This window comes from Pseudomonas sp. CAU 1711 (assembly GCF_039888625.1).
Lineage (GTDB): Bacteria > Pseudomonadota > Gammaproteobacteria > Pseudomonadales > Pseudomonadaceae > Aquipseudomonas.
Map to the genome: position 1 here is coordinate 61199 of NZ_JBDQQT010000004.1, position 18500 is coordinate 79698.

Sequence of the window (18500 nt, forward strand, 5' to 3'; positions counted from 1 at the left end):
GGCCTCTGTCCTCGTTCTCAGAACTTGTAGTTGGCGCCGAGGTAGAGCTGGCCGCTGCTGTGCAAATCCAGCGAGCCGAGCTTGCCGCCACCGTGCGGAGCCATCTCGGTGCTGGCGTTGCTACGCAGGTAACGGTAGCCGGCTTCGATCGACGCGTTCTTGTTCAGATCCTGCAGGATACCCGCCTGCAGGCCGGCGGCGTAGCCGATGTCGCTGTCGCGCTTGAATCCGCTGGACTCCTGCTCCAGCTTGACCAGGCCGAGGGTGGCGCCGCCAAACAGCTTGGTGCCGTTGTCGCCCAGCGGCACGAAGGCGTCGTAGCTGGCCAACAGGTTCTGCTGACGGTGCTTGTAGCCCTGGTAGGTGTCCGAAAGGTTCTCATAGGTCAGGTAGTAGCGACCGTTGTGCTCCACCTGGCCGGCGCGCACGCCCCAGGTGCCGGTGCCGTCGATCACCTTGTCCAGCTTGGGGTTGTCCAGGTTGCGATTCAGCGCGCCGGACTTCTGGATGTTGTTGTCGGTCTGGCCCCAGGTCAGGCCGACGAAATTGTCGGCGGCGTTGGCGGCCACGGCGGCGCAGCTCAGGGTGGTGGCCAGGGCGAGTTTGCTGAGAGTGTGTTGCATGGTGGTTTCTCCGAGTGGTTGGGAGTGGCTTGACTCGGAGAACATGTTGCCGGCGCGGCCCTGAACCGCTGCTGAACCCATCCTGAACCGGCGCTGAACGAAAATGCGATGCGCCCTGGCTGTGCACCGGACCTTTGGCCCTCGTGTGGTTGATCGAGTTAGTGGGCTAGAGCCGCCCGAACAGCCAGATGCATGTCGATGGTCGTGGACTCATCGGCCTGCGCGGAGTCGAGGGCGGCCAGGCACGAGCCTTGAGGCTTAACTCTCATGGACATGTTGCTTGCCATCGCTGTGGGTATGGGGCGTGGGGGCGGCCTTTGGCGCCTGTTGGGGAGCGCTATGCGCAGCATCCGCATCGGCCGCAGCGCCGCCATGGTGGTCTTCGGCGGCCATCGAGTCATGGTGGACGTCACCCGTCCCAGGGTGCCCCGGCTGCTCGTCGCCATGCGGGCCTTCATGATTGTGCATCGGGCTCTCGCCCCCGCCGTGCCGATGGCCTGCGCTGGAGGCCACCAGGGCCCGGTAACGCTCGACGTCCATCCGCGGCAGCTCGTTGAGGAAGGCGACCATGCCCCAGATGTACTCGTCGGCCATGCTCTTGCCCCAGGCCGGCATGCCGGTGGCCTTGATGCCGTGCTTGATGACCCAGAAGGCCGCCGCCGGGTTGCCATCCACGCCCGTTTCGGTGAGGTTCGGCGGCGCCGGGTATAGCGCCTGGCCCAGCTCGGTCTGCGCCACCCCGGGTGCCAGATGGCAGCCGACGCACATGGCGTCGTAGTTGCCCGCGCCGGCGCGGATCAGCGCCTCATCGTCCAGCCTGGGCACTTCGATGTGCTTGGCGCGCACCGCGATGGAGCGGTCGCGCGCCATCGCCAGGAAGGCATGCACGGCCGGGAAATGGGGGTCGTCGGCGCCGACATTGACCAGGCCGACATAGGCGCCGGCCAGTAGCGCGGCGCTACCGGCCACGCCCGCCGCCACCAGGGTTGCAATCGTTCTTTTCATGTCAGGCCTTCAGAACCACATCCGAATACCGGCGACGAAGCGTGCCTCTTCGACATCTCCGCCCTCCTCGCGTGCCAAGTCCGCGGTGTTGCCATAGGCGCGGCTCCAGGTCAGGCCGATATAGGGTGCGAACTGGGGGACGATTTCGTAGCGCAGGCGCAGGCCCAGTTCGCTGTTGGCCAGCCCCGAGCCCACGCCCCGTGCCGGGTCGTTCTTGCCGTAGAAATTCACTTCGGCGGTCGGCTGAAGAATCAGCCTGTTGGTCAGCAGAATGTCGTACTCGCCCTCCAGGCGCGCCGCGCTCTGCCCGTTCTCACCGACGAAGGCGGTGGCCTCGACCTCGAAGGCATAGAGCGCCATGCCCTGTACGCCGAAGGCCGCCCAGGTCTGCGGCGATTCGGGCTTGAAGTCCTGGCGTACGCCGGCGACCACATCCCACCAGGGGCCGATGCCTCGCCCGTACAGAAGCTGCAACTCGGCATCCTCGGTGACGCCGTTGCTGCGTTCGCCTTCGGAGCGGAACCAGAACCTGTCGATGTCGCCACCCACCCAGCCGGAGGCATCCCAGGCCAGGGCGCTGCCTTCATCGGCATCCTGGTATTCGAGCTGATCGAGCAGGAAGAAGCTGTTGATGGCGCTGTCGTGCACTTGGTGGCCCGGCAGTGGCGGGAACGCCGCCTCGCGATCGGCGTCGGTCAGCACCGGGATGGGCGTGCGGCTGGTGGTTCTCGGGGCTTCGGCAGGGCCCTGGTTCATCTGGGAATGATCCATGGAGCCGTAATCCATGCCCTCCATCCGGTGGCCCATCTTGCTGTGGTCCATGGACTGACCATGCCCCATCTGAGCATGATCCATGGCGCCCGTCTCGGTCTGCGCGGCGCCATGGATCATCTGGCCGTGATCCATCGGCATGGCGCCATGGCCCATGGCCGAATGATCCATCTCGGCAGCGAGGGCGACACCGCTAGCGAGCGCGCTCAGCGATACCGTCAGCGCAATGAGCGAGGGACGTGCGAGCCTAGTGATCATGGTTCGAACCCGCCTCGGCTTCGCCGCCATGCCCTTTCGTCATGTGCGCGTGGTCCATGCCCTCATGGCTCATGGCGTCATGATCCATCGGCCGTGGCTGGGCAGCCCCGTCCGGCGATAAGGGAGCTGCTCCGTCACCTGCCGCCTTGGGCGCCTCGGCCGCGTGCCGGCCGTGCTCATCGTGACCCTCGCCTGCCGTCGAGGCAGAGGCGTGCATGGCCCCCAGCAGGCTCAGCATGACGAAACCGCCGAGCAGAGTGTTTCGTGTCAGGAAATTGCTCATTGAATCTCTCCTTTACTCGTCCACTCGCACTTCACGGAACATGCCCATTTCCATGTGCAGCAGCAGGTGGCAATGGTAGGCCCAGCGCCCCAGGGCGTCGGCGGTCACGCGGTAGCTGCGCTTGGAGCCCGGCGGCATGTCGATGGTGTGCTTGCGCACCAGGAAGTTGCCGTGCTCGTCCTCCAGGTCGCTCCACATGCCGTGCAGGTGGATGGGGTGGGTCATCATGGTGTCGTTGACCAGGGTGATGCGCACGCGCTCGCCGTACTTCAGCCGCAGCGGCTCGGCATCGGAGAACTTGATGCCGTCGAACGACCAGGCGAACTTCTCCATGTGCCCGGTGAGGTGCAGCTCGATGGTGCGGCTCGGTTCGCGGCCATCCGGGTCGGGGAAGGTGCTGCGCAGATCCGCGTAAGTCAGGACCCGGCGGCCGTTATTGCGCAGGCCGATGCCCGGGTCGTCCAGCTTGGGCGTCGGCATTATGGTCTGCATGTCGACCAGCGGGTTGTTGGTCTCGGAGGCCGGATGCGTCTGCATCGCGCCCATGCCTGCCATCTGGCCGTGATCCATGGCGCCATGGTCCATCCCGGCCATCTGGCTGTGATCCATGCCGGCCATGTCGCCCTGCATGGCGCCGTGGCCCATGCCGGCGTGATCCATGCCCATGTCGCTCATGGCGATCAGCGGACGCGGGTCTAACGGCGGAACGGGGGCGCTCAGGCCTTCGCGCAGCGCCAGGGTGCCGCGGGCATAACCGCTGCGGTCCATGGACTGGGCGAAGATGGTATAGGCCTGCTCGCCTTCCGGCTCGACTATGACGTCGTAGGTTTCCGCCACGGCGATGCGCAGCTCATCGACGCCGACCGGCTCGACATGCTGGCCGTCGGCCGCCACCACCGTCATCTTCAGGCCCGGGATGCGCACATCGAAGTAGCTCATGGCCGAGGCATTGATCAAGCGCAGGCGGATCTTCTCGCCCGGCTTGAACAGGCCGGTCCAGTTGCCGTCCGGTGCCTGGCCGTTCATCAGATAGGTGTAGGTGTAGCCGCTGACGTCGGCGAGGTCGGTGGGGCTCATCTTCATCTCGGCCCACATCTTGCGATCGGCCACCGCGGCGGACCAGCCCATCTCGCTCACGTCGTCGATGAAGTCGCCGACGGTACGCTTGTGGCGGTTGTAGTAGTCCGATTGCTTCTTCAACTTGGCCATGACCCGGGCCGGATTCTCGTCGGTCCAGTCGCTCAGCAGCACGACGTAGTCGCGGTCGTAGGCGAAGGGCTCGGGCTCCTTCGCATCGATCACCAGGGCACCGTAGACCCCGACCTGCTCCTGCAGGCCGGAGTGGCTGTGGTACCAGTAGGTGCCGTTCTGTCGGACCTTGAATCTGTATTCGTACAGGCCGTCGGGGGCGATGCCATGGAAGCTCAGGCCAGGCACGCCATCCATGTTGGCGGGCAGGATGATGCCGTGCCAGTGGATGGAGGTGTCCTCCTTCAGCCGGTTGCGCACGCGCAGGGTCACGGTATCCCCCTCGCGCCAGCGCAGAATCGGCCCTGGAATGGAGCCATTGATGGCCATCGCCGTTCGCGATGCGCCCGTGATGTTCACCGGCAGCTCGCCGATGAACAGATCGAAATCGCTGCCGCTCAGCACATTGGCCTGGCCAGGGCTGGTCACCGCCCAGACCGGCGTGCGCCACAGGCCCAGGCCACCCAGAATGCCGGTGGCGGCCAGGCCTTTGACGAAGGTTCGCCTAGTGGTTCTGCTATGCATGCCCTTGTATCCAGTCAGTCAGATAAGCCGGGATATCGAGTATGGCGTTCCTCGCCTGCGGCAGAGGGCGGGCCTCTGCGCGGCGAACCCGTAACAAGCTGCCATATCCCGGCCGCCTGAGTGATTACATTTCTGTCAGCTTGACTCAGCAGTTGGCGTGCTTGGTGTCGGCCGCAGCCCGCTCTGCCTGCTGCTGGGCCGGCATGGCCGCCTGGCGAGCCTGCTCCATGCGCGCCAGGGTACGCTCCGCACCGCCTTCGGCCATGGCCAGGCCGGAGACGCCGAGAGCGGCCATTACGAACAGCACTTTGATCGATTTCATCTTGGATTCCTCGTGGGTTGGACGGGCCCGGACATCGGGCTCGTGGCCACCTTAGGCAGGCCAGCCTGTCACCGCCCTGAAGCCAGGATTACATTTCCGTAAGCCGCTGGTCGGTGGTCTGCTTTGCCGGCACACTCCCAGCCCACAGGATTTGAGGAATCCGCGCGCATGAAACTACTGGTAGCCGAAGACGAACCCAAAACCGGGGCCTACCTGCAGCAGGGCCTTGGCGAGGCCGGCTTCACCGTCGACCGGGTGATGAGCGGCACGGATGCCGTTCAGCAGGCGCTCAGCGAGGCCTATGACCTGCTGATTCTCGACGTGATGATGCCGGGGCTGGATGGCTGGGAGGTGCTGCGCCGGCTGCGTGCGGCGGGCCAGGAGGTTCCGGTGCTGTTCCTCACCGCCCGCGACGGCGTGGAGGACCGGGTCAAGGGCCTGGAACTCGGCGCGGACGACTACCTGATCAAGCCATTCGCCTTTGCCGAGCTGCTGGCCCGGGTCCGTACGCTGCTGCGCCGGGGCAATGGCGCCCCCGCGCCGACCCGCATGAGCATCGCCGATCTCGAGGTCGACCTGCTGAAGCGCCGCGCGACCCGAGGTGGCAGGCGCATCGACCTGACGGCCAAGGAGTTCTCCCTGCTGGAGCTGTTGCTGCGCCGGCGCGGCGAGGTCCTGCCGAAGTCGCTGATCGCCTCCCAGGTCTGGGACATGAACTTCGACAGCGACACCAACGTCATCGAAGTCGCCGTGCGCCGCCTGCGCGCGAAGATCGACGACGACTTCCCACTCAAGCTGATCCACACCGTGCGCGGCATGGGCTACCTGATGGATGCGCCGGAGTGAGCCCTGCCCGCCTCTCGCTGACCGCCCGCATGAGCCTGATGTTCATGTTCGCGGTGATTGCCGTGCTGGTGGTGGCGGGGCTGAGCTTCAACCTGCTCAGCCAGCACCACTTCGAGATGCTGGATCGCCAGGCCCTGGTCGAGAAGCTCGAATCGACCCGGCACATACTCAACGATGCCCGCGGCGACGCCAGCCTCACCGAGGAGCTGCCGCGTCTGCGCGCCCTGCTGGGCGCGCATCAGGACCTGGCGGCGACCATCCTCGGCGCGGATGGCGGCGTGCTCTTCTCCGCCCCCAAGACCGCCGAGATTCCCGAGGCCTTCAGACGGGCCGCAAATGGCGAGATCTGGGACTGGCAGCACGGCGGGCACCTGTACCGTGGCATAACGGCCGAGATCGACGTGCCCGATCAGCCCAGGCCGCTGACCCTGATGCTCATGCTCGACGTCACCACCCACGCCCACTTCTTCGACACGCTGCGGCGCTGGTTCTGGATCGGCCTGACAATCAGCGCCCTGGTCAGCGCCGCGCTGGGCTGGATGGTGGCGCGCGGCGGACTCGGCCCCCTGCGCCAGGTCACAGCGCTGGCCGCCTCGATGTCCGCCCGCTCGCTGCAGGAGCGCATCCCGCTGGAGCCCGTGCCGCTGGAGTTGCAACAGCTGGTGCTGTCCTTCAACGCCATGCTGGCCCGCCTGGAGGATGCCTTCCGCAGACTCTCCAACTTCTCCGCCGACATCGCCCACGAGCTGCGCACCCCGCTCAGCAATCTGATGACTCACACCGAGGTGGTGCTGAGCAGGAAGCGCGATATCGCCGCCTATGAGGAAAACCTCCAGGCCAATCTGGAAGACCTCAGACGCATGGCGCGGATGATCGACGACATGTTGTTCCTGGCCAAGGCCGACAACGGCCTGATCGTCCCGCAGCAGACCGAGGTGGAGCTGGCCGAGCTGGTCGCCCGGCTGTTCGACTACTACCGCCTGCTGGCCGAGGAGCGCGACATCCGGCTCGCCGTCACGGGCAAGGGGCGCGTGACGGGCGACCGGCTGATGCTCGAGCGCGCGCTGTCCAATCTGCTGTCCAACGCCCTGCGCTACACGCCGGCGGGTGAGACGATCGGGGTTGCCATTGGCCAGGCAGGCGACTCGATCGCGCTCAGCGTCGAGAATCCGGGCGACGGCATAGGCGCCGAGCATCTGGACAAGCTCTTCGACCGCTTCTACCGGGTCGACCCCGCCCGGCGCGAGGGCGGCCCGAGCAACGCGGGGCTCGGGCTGGCCATCACCCGTTCCATCATCGAGGCGCACAAGGGGCGGATCGGCTGCACCTCGAACGCCGGCCTCACCGGCTTCCACCTGGAGCTGCCGCGCGCCCGTTAGACCCCCGAGCGGCCAGGGTCCTCCGGTGGCGTTTCCTCCTCGATTTCCTCCAGCTTGAGCTCCATAGCCCAGTTGGCTGGCGCGCTGGCCGGCTTTTCCTCTTCGGCGGGAGCCGCTGCGGCCTGCTGGGCCGCCGGGTCGTCCTTGTACAGCTTGAGCTTGAGGCGCACGTTGTTGGCCGAGTCGGCGTTCTTCAGCGCCTCTTCCTCGTCTATGGCGCCTTCGCGTACCAGGTCGATCAGCGCCAGGTCGAAGGTCTGCATGCCGAGGTTCTTGGACTTCTCCATGATCTCCTTGAGCTCGGAGAACTCGTTGCGCTTGATCAGGTCGCGCACGGTCGGCGTGCCCAGCATCACCTCCACCGCGGCGCGGCGCTTGCCGTCGACGGTCTTCACCAGGCGCTGGGAGATGAAGGCGCGCAGGTTGTTGCCCAGATCGTTGAGCAGCTGCGGGCGGCGCTCCTCGGGGAAGAAATTGATGATGCGGTCCAGCGCCTGGTTGGCGTTGTTGGCGTGCAGCGTGGAGATGGCCAGGTGGCCGGTGTCGGCGAAGGCCAGGGCGTGTTCCATGGTCTCGCGGTCGCGGATCTCGCCGATCAGGATCACGTCCGGCGCCTGGCGCAGGGTGTTCTTCAGCGCGGCGTGGAAGCTGCGGGTGTCCACCCCCACTTCGCGCTGGTTGATGATCGACTTCTTGTGCCGGTGCACATATTCCACCGGGTCTTCGATGGTGATGATGTGACCGCCGCTGTTGCGGTTGCGATAGTCGATCAGCGCCGCCAGCGAGGTGGACTTGCCCGAGCCGGTGCCGCCGACGAACAGCACCAGACCGCGCTTTTCCATCACCGTCTTGAGCAGTACCTCGGGCAGCTTGAGGTCCTCGAACTTGGGAATCTCCATCTTGATATTGCGCGCGACTATCGAGACTTCGTTGCGCTGCTTGAAGATATTGATGCGGAAGCGTCCGACATTGGGCACGGAGATGGCCAGGTTCATCTCCAGCTCGTTCTCGAACTCGACGCGCTGCTGCGCGTCCATCACGCCATTGGCGATGGCGGCGATGTCGCCCGGCTTGAGCACCTCCTGGCTGAGCGGCTTGAGCACGCCGTTGAACTTGGCGCAGGGGGGCGCCCCGGTGGAGAGATAGAGGTCGGACCCGTCCTGGCTGGACAGGATTTTCAGCATTGCGGTGAGGTCCATGGGGCGCGCTTCCATCTGTGTGGACTTATCAAGTTAGGCCAACTCGGCGCGGGTTTCCGCCCGAGCAAAGCCTGGAAAATGGCGCCATTCTGATGGCGCATGGAATGCTGGCACAATAGCGGCCTCGCAGAATGAGGAATCCATCATGCCCAAGGCCATGGCCCGCCATATCCTGGTGAAAACCGAAGCCGAAGCGGCCGCCCTGAAGAAGCGCCTCGCCGCCGGCGAGGCCTTCGACGTGCTGGCGAAGAAGTACTCCACCTGCCCCTCCGGCAAGCGTGGCGGCGACCTGGGCGAAGTGCGCCCGGGGCAGATGGTGCGCGCCGTCGACCAGGTGATCTTCAAGAAACCCCTGCGCGAAGTGCACGGCCCGGTGAAGACCGAGTTCGGCTATCACCTGATCCAGGTGTTCTATCGCGAGTGAGGCGGATCAGGCCCAGCCGGGTGCGGCCCAGCCCAGGGCGATGGCCGCCAGCGCCAGGTAGCGGCAGGTCTTGGCCAGGCCGACCAGCAGCAGAAAGCTCCACCAGGGCTCGCGCATCACCCCCGCCACCAGGGTCAGCGGGTCGCCGATGAGCGGCATCCAGCTCAGCAGCAGCGACCAGCGCCCGTAGCGCCTGTAGGTGGCCTGGGCCCGCTCCAGCTGCCGTTCGCCCACGGGGAACCAGCGGCGCCCATGAAAGCGCTCGATACCCCGCCCCAGCGCCGCGTTCAGCACCGAACCCAGCACGTTGCCGACACTGGCCACCGCCAGCAGCGCGGCCAATGGCTGCTCGCCAGCTAACAGCAGGCCGACCAGCAGCGCCTCCGACTGCAGCGGCAGCAGGCTGGCGGCGCCGAAGGCGGAGAGAAACAGGCCCAGATAAACGGAGAGATCGAACAAGGCGCAATCCAGCGGAAAAAACCGGCCTGCCTTATAGCCTGTTCGACGACCGGGGCGAAGCCCCTACGATAAGGGTTCTGGCCTAGTCCAGCGGTCCTCTTAGTGCAATGGCTCTGTCACAGCGCGGACATGCTCGACTTGCAAAACTGTAACAGTGCTCCAGGATTCTTCGGGCGCCTGGTCTATTCCAGATCGGGAATGCCACCAACAAGAGGCCGTAAAGGCCACCCAGGAGCTATCAGGATGAAGTTCACCCCGCTCGCCTGCTGCACCCTCGCACTACTCCCCTTCCTCATGCCGGCATCGGCAAGCGCCAGCGACCAGTACAAGCTGCTGGCCCACAACGTGTTCTTCCTGCCCAGCACGATCAAGCCCGGCTGGGGCCAGGAGCAGCGCGCCCGGCTGATCGCCCAGGCCGACTACATGAAGGGCCAGGACGCCGTGATCCTCAACGAGCTGTTCGACAATCCGGCCGCGGCCATCCTGCTCGACGGCCTGAAGGCGGAGTACCCGCACCAGACGCCGATCCTCGGTCGCTCGCGCAGCGGCTGGGACGCCACCCTGGGCGCCTACTCCGACACCACGCCGGAGGACGGCGGCGTGGCCATCGTCAGCCGCTGGCCGATCCGCGAGCGGGTGCAGTACGTCTATGCCCAGGGCTGCGGCGCCGACTACTTCTCCAACAAGGGCTTCGTCTACGCCCGCCTCGACCGCAACGGCCAGCCGCTGCACGTGATCGGCAACCACGCCCAGGCCGCCGACACCGGCTGCCCGGACGGCAAGGGCACGGCGGTGCGCGCCAGCCAGTTCGACGAGATGCGCACCTTCATCGAGGGCAAGGGCATAGCTGCGGACCAGGTGCTGTTCATCGGCGGCGACTTCAACGTGATCCGCGACAGCGCCGAGTATCGCGACATGCTCGAACGCCTGCAGGTGCGCGCGCCGGACAGCTACGCCGGCAGCGACACCACCTTCGACACCCGGCGCAACGGCATCGCCAACTACCAGTACCCCAATCATACGCCCGAGTACCTGGACTACATCTTCGTCTCGCGCCACCACGGCCAGCCGCCCTACTGGCACAACCAGGCGCTGGACACCCCGTCGCCGCGCTGGAGCGTGACCCAGGCCGGCGCCACCTGGCAGTTCCAGGACTACTCCGACCACTCGCCGGTGGCCGCCTTCACCCGCGCCGACGCCGGCACCCCGACCCGCGCCGCCAAGCCCAGGGAAAACCGCTACGGCCAGGTGACCCTGCGCAGCCAGAGCAACGGCAAGACCCTGCGCACCAGCGCCAGCAAGGCCACCGACTGGCTGCGGGTGACCGGTGAAGGCAGCGAGCCGGAGAGCCTGTTCAGCCTGCGCAACTGGCACTACCCGGTGAGCTTCTGCATCCGCAGCGGCGATTACCTGGAGATCGAGTCGGTGCGCCATCGTGGCCACTGGCTGAACTGGTGGCTGGGCGGTGGCGGCGGCAACTATGCCTACTACCCCAAGGCCGGCGACTCCTCCAACCGGCTGCGCATCGAGCTGCCGAACAAGCCCAGCGGCTGCCTGGCGGACGGCGACCTGGTACGCCTGCTCGACCGCGACACCGTGCGCGGCAGCGACTACTACCTGCTGCGCTGGCCCTCCGGCAGCTGGAAGGACCACCTCTACCTGTGGACCAGCAACGCCGCCGAGGCCGAGCAGTTCCGCGTGCAGCTGAAGCAGGCGGCCGAGTACGACGACTGGAGCGCCAGGTTGCGCTACTGAGGCCGTCGGCCGGCCGGGGCAGGCTCCGGTCGGCCGATCATGGCTGCCCTGACGACGGGAAACCGCTACAATCGCGCCCTTTTGCGCGTAAGCGCCCGTCTTTCAGGAATACCGCAGTGATCTCCACAGCCAACATCACCATGCAGTTCGGCGCCAAGCCGCTGTTCGAGAACGTCTCCGTCAAGTTCAACAACGGCAATCGCTACGGCCTGATCGGCGCCAACGGCTGCGGCAAGTCGACCTTCATGAAAATCCTCGGCGGCGATCTGGAGCCTTCCGCCGGCCAGGTGATGCTCGAACCCAACGTGCGCCTGGGCAAGCTGCGCCAGGATCAGTTCGCCTACGAAGAGTTCAGCGTGATCGACACCGTGATCATGGGCCACGAGGAGCTGTGGAAGGTCAAGGCCGAGCGCGACCGCATCTACTCGCTGCCGGAGATGAGCGAAGAGGACGGCATGAAGGTGGGCGAGCTGGAAGGCGAGTTCGCCGAAATGGACGGCTACACCGCCGAGTCGCGCGCCGGCGAGCTGCTGCTCGGCTTGGGGATTCCGCTGGAACAGCATTTCGGCCCGATGAGCGAAGTCGCCCCCGGCTGGAAGCTGCGCGTGCTGCTGGCCCAGGCGCTGTTCTCCGACCCGGAAGTGCTGCTGCTCGACGAGCCGACCAACCACCTGGATATCAACACCATCCGCTGGCTGGAAAACATCCTGGTGCAGCGCAACAGCACCATGATCATCATTTCCCACGACCGTCACTTCCTCAACGCGGTCTGCACCCATATGGCCGACCTGGACTACGGCGAGCTGCGCCTGTTCCCGGGCAACTACGACGAGTACATGACCGCCTCGACCCAGGCCCGCGAGCGCCTGCTGGCCGACAACGCCAAGAAGAAGGCGCAGATCGCCGAGCTGCAGACCTTCGTCAGCCGCTTCTCGGCCAACGCTTCCAAGGCCAAGCAGGCCACCAGCCGCGCCAAGCAGATCGACAAGATCCAGCTGGAGGAGGTCAAACCGTCCAGCCGCGTCAGCCCCTTCATCCGCTTCGACCAGAACAAGAAGCTGCACCGCCAGGCCGTGACCCTGGAGAAAATCTCCAAGGCCTTCGACGACAAGGTGCTGTTCAACAACTTCAGCGTGCAGATCGAAGCCGGCGAGCGCGTGGCCATCATCGGCCCCAACGGCATCGGCAAGACCACCCTGCTGCGCACCCTGGTCGGCGAAATGGCGCCGGACGCCGGCAGCGTGAAATGGACCGACAGCGCCGAGGTGGGCTACTACGCCCAGGACCACGCCCACGACTTCGAGGCCGACGAGACCCTGTTCGAGTGGATGGGCCAGTGGACCACCGGCGAGCAGAACATCCGCGCCGCCCTGGGCCGCATGCTGTTCTCCTCCGACGAGATCCAGAAATCGGTCAAGGTGCTCTCCGGTGGCGAGCAGGGCCGCATGCTGTTCGGCAAGCTGGCCTGCCAGAAGCCCAACGTGCTGGTGATGGACGAGCCGACCAACCACCTCGACATGGAGTCCATCGAGGCGCTCAACCTGGCGCTGGAGAACTACCCGGGCACGCTGATCTTCGTCAGCCACGACCGCGAGTTCGTCTCCTCCCTGGCCACCCGCATCATCGAGCTGAGCGAAAACGGCGTGACCGACTTCAGCGGCAGCTACGACGACTACCTGCGCAGCCAGGGTGTGATCGTCTGACGAAGCGGAGCCCCGCCCGTGTGGGGCTCTGTCATTTGTGGCTATATCCAGACATCGTTCGGCGCGGTGTACTCGCCGCCGGCATCGCCGGTGTTGGCCACGCCGCGCGGCTCGATCAGCATCAGCAGCACTTCCTGCTCGGCATAGGGTTTGTGCTCGACACCTCTCGGCACGACGAACAGCTCGCCCGCGTTGAGCGTGACTAGCCTATCCCTGAAGTCAATATGCAGCTGGCCCTCCAGGACCAGGAAGGCCTCGTCCGTTTCCGCGTGGGAATGCCAGACGAAGTCTCCCTGCAGGCGAACCACCTTGAACTGGTAGTCGTTCATTTCGGCCACCACCCGAGGCGACCAGCGCTCGGTGAGCAGGGCGAATTTCTGGCGCAGGTTGATCGGCTGCGGGCTGGTGTGCTGGCAGGACATGGCGGGCTCCTCGTTGACCTTTCCACCAGCCTAGCGATCGGTGCGGCGCGCCTCTTGTACGATCCTGCAATCTAGGGGCGGCTGCAGCAGTCCCAGCCAGCGCGCGGGAGACAGGCCAAAGCCACGCGCGAAGTGGCGCGTCATATGGCTCTGGTCGTAGAAGCCAGCCGCCAGGGCTGCATCGGCCAGGCTGCTGCCGGCGCGCAGCAGCTCACGACAGATATCCAGGCGGCGCATCGTCACATAGCGGTAGGGACTGGTACCGAAGAGTGCGCGGAAGTCCCGCGACAGGCTGCAACGTTCCCGACCACTGACCCGCTCCAGCTCCTCCATCGTGATGCTCGCGCCGCGCATGTCATGAATGTAGGCCCGGGCCCGTTCGGCAGCCGGATAGTCGAAGGCGCGCCGGCCCCGAGGCTGCCCGGCCACCGTCGCTAGGGCCTGGGCCAGATCATGGATGGCGTCTTCCTCTTCCAGCGATTCGAGAGAACACTCCATCGCCCGCATGAAGGACTCGGTCGCCCGGAGCAGGCGCGCGTCCTCGGACAGACCGCCCGCGATGAACGGCAGCGGCTTGCCACCCAACGCCTGCTGGATCAGCACCGGATCGATGTAGAGCATGCGGTAGCGGAAGCCTTCTTCGGTGCCGGCCTGCCCGTCGTGCAGTTCGTCCGGGTGGAGTACCAGCGCACCACCGGGAAGGCTGTGACGCATGGCACCGCGATAGCGAAAGCTCTGCACCCCGGACAACGTGCGACCGATGGCGTAGGTGTCATGCCGGTGGGGCTCGTAGCCGTGCCCGCTGAAATAGGCCTCGATCCGCTCCACCTTGCCCGGCGAGGGGCTGTGTACCACCCAATCTCGCTTGCCCATGCCTTGGCCTCCTCAGCCGAATCGAGCGCACGAGCAACATTAAAGTGCTTTGCTCCGGGTGTCTCGGTCGGTTGTCGCGGATGGCTCAACGCAAGAGCCCCGCAGATGCGGGGCTCCATGACTGGCGAGCGCGTGTCAGGAGCGGCCCATATAGTCCATCTTGCCGATATCCAGGCCGTTGTGGCGCAGGATGGCGTACGCCGTGGTGATGTGGAAATAGAAGTTGGGCTGAACGAAGTACAGCAGGTAGTTGGCGCCGTCGAACTTGAACTCGCTGTTGGGAAACTTCAGCACGATCTCGCGCTCGCCGCCGGCATCGATCAGCTTGGGGTCGACGCTGCCGATGAAGTCGAGGGTCTTGGCGATGCGCGCCTTGAGCTCGGCGAAGCTGCTCTCGGTATCGGCGAAGCTCGGCGGCTCGACGCCGGCCAGGCGCGCGGCGCAGCCCTTGATCAGATCGCTGGCGATCTGCACCTGGCGGGTCAGCGGATGCATGTCCGCTGCCAGGCGGGCATTGAGCAGAACGGCGGGCTCTATGCCCCTGGCCTGGGCATGAGCCTCGGCCTTGTCGAGGATGGCCGCGAGATTGCCGAACATGCGGCTGAATACCGGAACCGAGGCTTGATACAGAGAGAGTGTCATGACGCATGCTCCTTGCAGGATGTGAGTGAAACTCTGCTAGGTTAGCCGCTTGCACGCATATGGAGGTGAACGAGTCATGACTGAGGAACAGGTCGCCCGCTTCTGTCTAGACCTGCCCGGCGCCCGCGAGGACTACAAGTGGGGTGGCGTGCGGGTGTTCTCGGTGGCCGGCAACAAGATGTTCGCCCTGCTCAGCGAGGGCCTGGCCTTCAAGGTGGCGCCGGAGCTGTTCCTCGGCATGGTCGACCGCCCGGGCATCCGCCCCGCACCCTATCTGGCGCGCGCCCACTGGGTGAGCATGGACGCGCCCTTCCCGCTGGGCGACGCCGAGCTGCGCGAGCTGCTGACCCGCGCCCACCAACTGGTGGTGCGCAAACTGCCGAAAATCCGTCAGGCCGGCCTGCTGCTGGATCAGTGAGGCCGGGCGCTGCTCCAGTCGATCAGCTGCAGCTGCCAGGTGGCCAGGATCAGCAGGCCGAAGCCGATGCGATACCAGGCGAACAGCGCGTAGCTGTGGTTGGCGATGAACTTGAGCAGGCCGCGCACCGCGATCATGGCGAAAATGAAGGACACCACGAAACCCAGGGCGAACACCGGCAGATCGCCGGGCTGGAACAGCTCGCGGTACTGATAGCCGGAGTAAGCCGCGGCGCCGACCATGGTCGGCATCGCCAGGAAGAAGGAAAACTCGGTGGCGGCGCGCCGCGACAGGCCGAACAGCAGGCCGCCGATGATGGTGGAGGCCGAACGCGAGGTGCCGGGAATCATGGCCAGGCACTGGGCGCAGCCGATCTTCAGCGCCTCCTTCCAGCTCATGTCGTCCACCTCCTCGACTCTGATCTCATGCTGGCGCCGCTCGGCCCAGAGCATCACCAGCCCACCCACCACCAGGGCCGCAGCCACGGTGATGGGGTTGAACAGGTATTCGTGGATCCAGTCGGAGAACATCACGCCGATGACCACCGCCGGCAGGAAGGCGATCAGCAGATTGGCGGTGAAGCGCTGGGCCTGGCGCTGATGCGGTACCTGGCACAGGGTGTCGATGATCTTGTGTCGGTATTCCCACATCACCGCCAGGATGGCGCCGAGCTGGATGATGATGTTGAAGGCCATGGCCCGCTCGCCGGAGAAGCCGAGCAGATCGGCGGCGACTATCTGGTGCCCGGTACTGGAGATCGGCAGGAACTCGGTCAGTCCCTCGATTACGCCCAGAATCATTGCCTGCAGGGCCGTCCACAAATCCATGCATACCTCTGGCTGGCCCCCGCTGGAAGGCGGCCGATAACAGGTTGAGCCCGATCGAACAGGCGGAAAACGGCGGGCATGCTACCAGATGGGCCCAGGCGGCGCCGCCTTGACCTACGGCTAATGGCACAGCCTCTAGACTGAGCGATAGCCTGCCCGCCACAAAACAAGAACAAGGGAGCCCACCCGCATGCACAGCCTGCGCAATCTGCCCATCAGCCGTCGCCTGTGGCTGATCCTGCTGTCGTCCATCCTCATGCTCCTGGCCCTGGCCGGGCTGTTGCTGCAGCAGACCCACGCCGACCTCTACCAGGCCAAGGCGCTCAAGACCCGCCATGTGGTGGAAAGCGCCATGGGCATCATCAGGCACTTCCACACCCTGGAGGGCGCCGGCCTCGCTCGCGAGGAGGCACAACGACAGGCAAAAGAGCTGATCCGCGGATTGCGCTACGACCAGGACGACTACTTCTGGATCAACGACATGACGCCGACAATGGTCATGCACCCGACCAATGCCAAGCTGGAAGGGCAGAATCTCTCCGGCAACAAAGACCCCGACGGCAAGTTTTTGTTCAATGAGATGGTCGCAATCGTCAAGAAACAGGGCTCCGGCCAGGTCGACTACCGCTGGCCCAAGCCCGGATCGGACGAGCCGGTACCGAAGATTTCCTATGTCGAGCTGTTCCAGCCCTGGGGCTGGATACTCGGCTCCGGCATCTACGTCGACGACGTGCAGAGCGAGTTTCGCGGCCAGGCCCTGCGCGCCCTGGGCATACTGCTGGTGATCGCCCTGCTGCTGGCCGGCTTGGTCATCCTGATCGCCCGCAGCATCGCCCACCCGCTGCACGCGGCGGTCAGCGCCATGGCCAATATCGCCAGCGGCGAAGCCGACCTGACCCGCAGCCTGGACAACCATGGCCGCGACGAGCTGACGGCCCTCGGCGGTCACTTCAACGCCTTCACCGGCAAGCTGCGCGGCGTGATCGGCCAGTCGCTGCGGGCGGCCGGCACCCTCAACCAGGCCTCGCAATCGCTCGGAGATATCGCCGGCAATGCCCAGCAGCACAGCCAGCAACAGTCGCAGCAGATGGAACTGGTGGCCACCGCCATCAACGAGGTGTCCTATGCCGTGCAGGACGTGGCGAAGAACGCCGAGCACGCCGCCAGCGAGGTGCGCCAGGCCGAACAGCAGGCCCTGCAGGGGCAGCAGAACATCGACAGCAGCCTGCGCCAGATCGATCGGCTCTCCTCGACCATCGAGCAGGCCGTGCAGGTGATCGAGAGCCTGGCCCAGGAAAGCACCCAGATCGGCGGCGTTCTGGAGGTGATCCGTTCGATCGCCGAACAGACCAACCTGCTGGCGCTCAATGCCGCCATCGAGGCGGCGCGCGCCGGCGAGCAGGGTCGCGGCTTCGCCGTGGTGGCCGACGAGGTGCGCATGCTGGCCCAGCGCACGCAACAGTCCACCGCCGAGATCCAGAGTATGATCGAGCGCCTGCAGGGCAATTCGGCGGCCGCGGTGAAAGTCATCAACGCCAGCAGCCAGGCCTCGCAGCTGACCGTCGAGCAGGCTCGCCAGGCCGGCGAGAGCCTCGGCCAGATCGCCGCGTCGCTGAAGAACCTGACGGGCTTGAATGCTTCGATCGCCAGTGCCACGCTGGAACAGTCGCATGTGGTGGACGATATCAACCACAATGTCACCCAGGCGGCCAGCCTGGCGCACGAGAGCGCCCTGGCGGCGGACCAGTCCAGCGAGGCCAGCCGCCACCTCGGTCAGTTGGCCGGCCAGTTGAACAGCCTACTCGGGCAATTTCGCGTGTGAGGTGTAGATGAGCGGCATGGAGCACCAAGAGGTCAACCTCGGACAGCAGCAGAACCAGGACCTGATCTGGGACCTGGACAGCATCGCCCGGCGCGAACTGGCAGAGCGCTTCATCAAGCTGTTCGAGAACCGCCTGTGCGTGTACTCGGAGTCGACCAGCCAGCTGTACACCAACTACGACCTGCACTTCCCCACCGACTATGGGCGCAAGATGGTGGTACTGCCCAACCCTTACGCCTTCCACGACACCCTGCACGGCATAGAGTCGGTGGCGGTGCGCAAGACCGGCCTATGCGTGCTGCCCGGCGTGGTGCTGGGCAAGCCGGGGCTGTTGCTCACCACGCAAATGCGAGAAGGCGGGCCGGCGCCCAAGACCATGTCGTTCAAACCGGCACTGGCGCAGATCATCAGCACCCAGAAGAAGATCGGCGATATATTCCTGCCGATCCTGATGAAAGGCGACCTGCGCGAGTTCGACCAGAAGATGCCCTACATCCACCTGCACCGCCTGCAGGTACAGCGCCTCACTCGCCTGTCGTCCTTCGAGCGCGAAGACATCCAGCACACCATCACCCGCAAGATGCTGCAGCTCTATCGCGAGGCGGACAGCCTGGGCTGCTGACGCCACTCAGCGCGCAGCGCCATGCTCGGCGCAACGGCTCACTCGAAGTGTTATGGCCACTTGCCAATACCCCG

Annotated in this window: 20 protein-coding genes; 8 read left to right on the top strand and 12 right to left on the bottom strand. The window is 65.5% G+C overall.

The window, feature by feature from the left end; genetic code table 11:
- Window positions 1–17: 17 nt before the first annotated feature.
- From AAFN46_RS05435 to AAFN46_RS05460, 6 genes are all read right to left on the bottom strand, one after another.
- The gene (locus AAFN46_RS05435; protein ID WP_347807676.1) at window positions 18–623 is read right to left on the bottom strand and encodes a hypothetical protein; all 606 of its coding nucleotides are present in this window, start codon (window positions 621–623) and stop codon (window positions 18–20) included.
- Window positions 624–881: 258 nt separating this feature from the next.
- Window positions 882–1628: a cytochrome c gene (locus AAFN46_RS05440; protein ID WP_347807677.1), complete on the bottom strand. Its 747-nt coding sequence runs from the start codon at window positions 1626–1628 to the stop codon at window positions 882–884.
- 9 nt (window positions 1629–1637) lie between these two features.
- The gene (locus tag AAFN46_RS05445) at window positions 1638–2570 is read right to left on the bottom strand and encodes a copper resistance protein B (RefSeq protein WP_347807901.1); all 933 of its coding nucleotides are present in this window, start codon (window positions 2568–2570) and stop codon (window positions 1638–1640) included.
- 76 nt (window positions 2571–2646) lie between these two features.
- A complete protein-coding gene (locus AAFN46_RS05450) occupies window positions 2647–2940 on the bottom strand; it encodes a hypothetical protein (protein WP_347807678.1) in 294 nt (97 codons plus the stop codon).
- A gap of 12 nt (window positions 2941–2952) precedes the next feature.
- The gene (locus tag AAFN46_RS05455) at window positions 2953–4713 is read right to left on the bottom strand and encodes a copper resistance system multicopper oxidase (protein WP_347807679.1); all 1761 of its coding nucleotides are present in this window, start codon (window positions 4711–4713) and stop codon (window positions 2953–2955) included.
- Window positions 4714–4858: 145 nt separating this feature from the next.
- A complete protein-coding gene (locus AAFN46_RS05460; RefSeq protein ID WP_347807680.1) occupies window positions 4859–5035 on the bottom strand; it encodes a co-regulatory protein PtrA N-terminal domain-containing protein in 177 nt (58 codons plus the stop codon).
- 168 nt (window positions 5036–5203) lie between these two features.
- Between AAFN46_RS05460 and AAFN46_RS05465 the strand changes: the two genes are divergently transcribed.
- Entirely contained in the window at window positions 5204–5881 is a 678-nt protein-coding gene (locus AAFN46_RS05465; RefSeq protein ID WP_347807681.1) for a heavy metal response regulator transcription factor, read from the top strand.
- On the top strand, window positions 5878–7260 hold the full coding sequence (locus tag AAFN46_RS05470) for a heavy metal sensor histidine kinase (protein WP_347807682.1): 1383 nt from the start codon (window positions 5878–5880) through the stop codon (window positions 7258–7260). The genes AAFN46_RS05465 and AAFN46_RS05470 overlap by 4 nt, the downstream gene beginning before the upstream one ends.
- Here AAFN46_RS05470 and AAFN46_RS05475 read toward each other — a convergent pair.
- Window positions 7257–8459: a PilT/PilU family type 4a pilus ATPase gene (locus AAFN46_RS05475; protein ID WP_347807683.1), complete on the bottom strand. Its 1203-nt coding sequence runs from the start codon at window positions 8457–8459 to the stop codon at window positions 7257–7259. The genes AAFN46_RS05470 and AAFN46_RS05475 overlap by 4 nt on opposite strands.
- Before the next feature lie 145 nt (window positions 8460–8604).
- Between AAFN46_RS05475 and AAFN46_RS05480 the strand changes: the two genes are divergently transcribed.
- Entirely contained in the window at window positions 8605–8883 is a 279-nt protein-coding gene (locus AAFN46_RS05480; RefSeq protein ID WP_347807684.1) for a peptidylprolyl isomerase, read from the top strand.
- A gap of 6 nt (window positions 8884–8889) precedes the next feature.
- Here the strand turns inward: AAFN46_RS05480 and AAFN46_RS05485 are convergent, their stop codons facing one another.
- Window positions 8890–9342 (bottom strand): YqaA family protein, encoded by a 453-nt coding sequence (locus AAFN46_RS05485; protein WP_347807685.1) that lies wholly within the window; start codon window positions 9340–9342, stop codon window positions 8890–8892.
- Between the two features lie 243 nt (window positions 9343–9585).
- On the opposite strand from AAFN46_RS05485, the gene sph reads away from it, so the two are divergent.
- Together sph and AAFN46_RS05495 are read left to right on the top strand one after the other, a co-directional pair.
- A complete protein-coding gene (sph, locus tag AAFN46_RS05490) occupies window positions 9586–11097 on the top strand; it encodes a sphingomyelin phosphodiesterase (protein WP_347807686.1) in 1512 nt (503 codons plus the stop codon).
- Between the two features lie 116 nt (window positions 11098–11213).
- A complete protein-coding gene (locus AAFN46_RS05495; protein WP_347807687.1) occupies window positions 11214–12800 on the top strand; it encodes an ABC-F family ATPase in 1587 nt (528 codons plus the stop codon).
- Window positions 12801–12841: 41 nt separating this feature from the next.
- Here the strand turns inward: AAFN46_RS05495 and AAFN46_RS05500 are convergent, their stop codons facing one another.
- The 3 genes from AAFN46_RS05500 to AAFN46_RS05510 all read right to left on the bottom strand — a co-directional run bounded on the left by AAFN46_RS05500 (window position 12842) and on the right by AAFN46_RS05510 (window position 14737).
- Window positions 12842–13222: a cupin domain-containing protein gene (locus tag AAFN46_RS05500; protein ID WP_347807688.1), complete on the bottom strand. Its 381-nt coding sequence runs from the start codon at window positions 13220–13222 to the stop codon at window positions 12842–12844.
- 30 nt (window positions 13223–13252) lie between these two features.
- A complete protein-coding gene (locus tag AAFN46_RS05505; protein ID WP_347807689.1) occupies window positions 13253–14095 on the bottom strand; it encodes an AraC family transcriptional regulator in 843 nt (280 codons plus the stop codon).
- Window positions 14096–14230: 135 nt separating this feature from the next.
- Window positions 14231–14737 carry a DUF1993 domain-containing protein gene (locus tag AAFN46_RS05510; RefSeq protein ID WP_347807690.1) on the bottom strand — a complete coding sequence of 169 codons (507 nt, stop codon included), beginning with the start codon at window positions 14735–14737 and terminating at the stop codon, window positions 14231–14233.
- Window positions 14738–14813: 76 nt separating this feature from the next.
- On the opposite strand from AAFN46_RS05510, the gene AAFN46_RS05515 reads away from it, so the two are divergent.
- Window positions 14814–15155, top strand: a complete 342-nt coding sequence (locus tag AAFN46_RS05515; RefSeq protein ID WP_347807691.1) for an MmcQ/YjbR family DNA-binding protein — start codon at window positions 14814–14816, stop codon at window positions 15153–15155.
- On the opposite strand, the gene AAFN46_RS05520 is transcribed toward AAFN46_RS05515, so the two are convergent.
- Complete coding sequence (locus tag AAFN46_RS05520; protein WP_347807692.1) at window positions 15149–15982, bottom strand: undecaprenyl-diphosphate phosphatase; 834 nt, start codon at window positions 15980–15982, stop codon at window positions 15149–15151. The genes AAFN46_RS05515 and AAFN46_RS05520 overlap by 7 nt on opposite strands.
- 190 nt (window positions 15983–16172) lie before the next feature.
- On the opposite strand from AAFN46_RS05520, the gene AAFN46_RS05525 reads away from it, so the two are divergent.
- On the top strand, window positions 16173–17804 hold the full coding sequence (locus AAFN46_RS05525; RefSeq protein WP_347807693.1) for a methyl-accepting chemotaxis protein: 1632 nt from the start codon (window positions 16173–16175) through the stop codon (window positions 17802–17804).
- A 16-nt stretch (window positions 17805–17820) separates the two neighbouring features.
- Entirely contained in the window at window positions 17821–18426 is a 606-nt protein-coding gene (locus AAFN46_RS05530; protein WP_347807694.1) for a hypothetical protein, read from the top strand.
- The last annotated feature ends 74 nt before the right edge of the window (window positions 18427–18500 follow it).

Excerpts from the sequence above, each read along its gene's own strand:
- AAFN46_RS05455 (WP_347807679.1), bottom strand. The coding sequence starts at position 4,713 with ATGCATAGCAGAACCACTAGGCGAACCTTCGTCAAAGGCCTGGCCGCC.
- AAFN46_RS05515 (WP_347807691.1), top strand. The coding sequence starts at position 14,814 with ATGACTGAGGAACAGGTCGCCCGCTTCTGTCTAGACCTGCCCGGCGCC.
- AAFN46_RS05520 (WP_347807692.1), bottom strand. The coding sequence starts at position 15,982 with ATGGATTTGTGGACGGCCCTGCAGGCAATGATTCTGGGCGTAATCGAG.
- AAFN46_RS05530 (WP_347807694.1), top strand. The coding sequence starts at position 17,821 with ATGGAGCACCAAGAGGTCAACCTCGGACAGCAGCAGAACCAGGACCTG.
- AAFN46_RS05505 (WP_347807689.1), bottom strand. The coding sequence starts at position 14,095 with ATGGGCAAGCGAGATTGGGTGGTACACAGCCCCTCGCCGGGCAAGGTG.
- AAFN46_RS05500 (WP_347807688.1), bottom strand. The coding sequence starts at position 13,222 with ATGTCCTGCCAGCACACCAGCCCGCAGCCGATCAACCTGCGCCAGAAA.
- AAFN46_RS05435 (WP_347807676.1), bottom strand. The coding sequence starts at position 623 with ATGCAACACACTCTCAGCAAACTCGCCCTGGCCACCACCCTGAGCTGC.
- AAFN46_RS05450 (WP_347807678.1), bottom strand. The coding sequence starts at position 2,940 with ATGAGCAATTTCCTGACACGAAACACTCTGCTCGGCGGTTTCGTCATG.
- AAFN46_RS05525 (WP_347807693.1), top strand. The coding sequence starts at position 16,173 with ATGCACAGCCTGCGCAATCTGCCCATCAGCCGTCGCCTGTGGCTGATC.
- AAFN46_RS05440 (WP_347807677.1), bottom strand. The coding sequence starts at position 1,628 with ATGAAAAGAACGATTGCAACCCTGGTGGCGGCGGGCGTGGCCGGTAGC.
- AAFN46_RS05445 (WP_347807901.1), bottom strand. The coding sequence starts at position 2,570 with ATGGATCATTCGGCCATGGGCCATGGCGCCATGCCGATGGATCACGGC.
- AAFN46_RS05480 (WP_347807684.1), top strand. The coding sequence starts at position 8,605 with ATGCCCAAGGCCATGGCCCGCCATATCCTGGTGAAAACCGAAGCCGAA.
- AAFN46_RS05510 (WP_347807690.1), bottom strand. The coding sequence starts at position 14,737 with ATGACACTCTCTCTGTATCAAGCCTCGGTTCCGGTATTCAGCCGCATG.
- sph (WP_347807686.1), top strand. The coding sequence starts at position 9,586 with ATGAAGTTCACCCCGCTCGCCTGCTGCACCCTCGCACTACTCCCCTTC.
- AAFN46_RS05460 (WP_347807680.1), bottom strand. The coding sequence starts at position 5,035 with ATGAAATCGATCAAAGTGCTGTTCGTAATGGCCGCTCTCGGCGTCTCC.
- AAFN46_RS05475 (WP_347807683.1), bottom strand. The coding sequence starts at position 8,459 with ATGGACCTCACCGCAATGCTGAAAATCCTGTCCAGCCAGGACGGGTCC.
- AAFN46_RS05465 (WP_347807681.1), top strand. The coding sequence starts at position 5,204 with ATGAAACTACTGGTAGCCGAAGACGAACCCAAAACCGGGGCCTACCTG.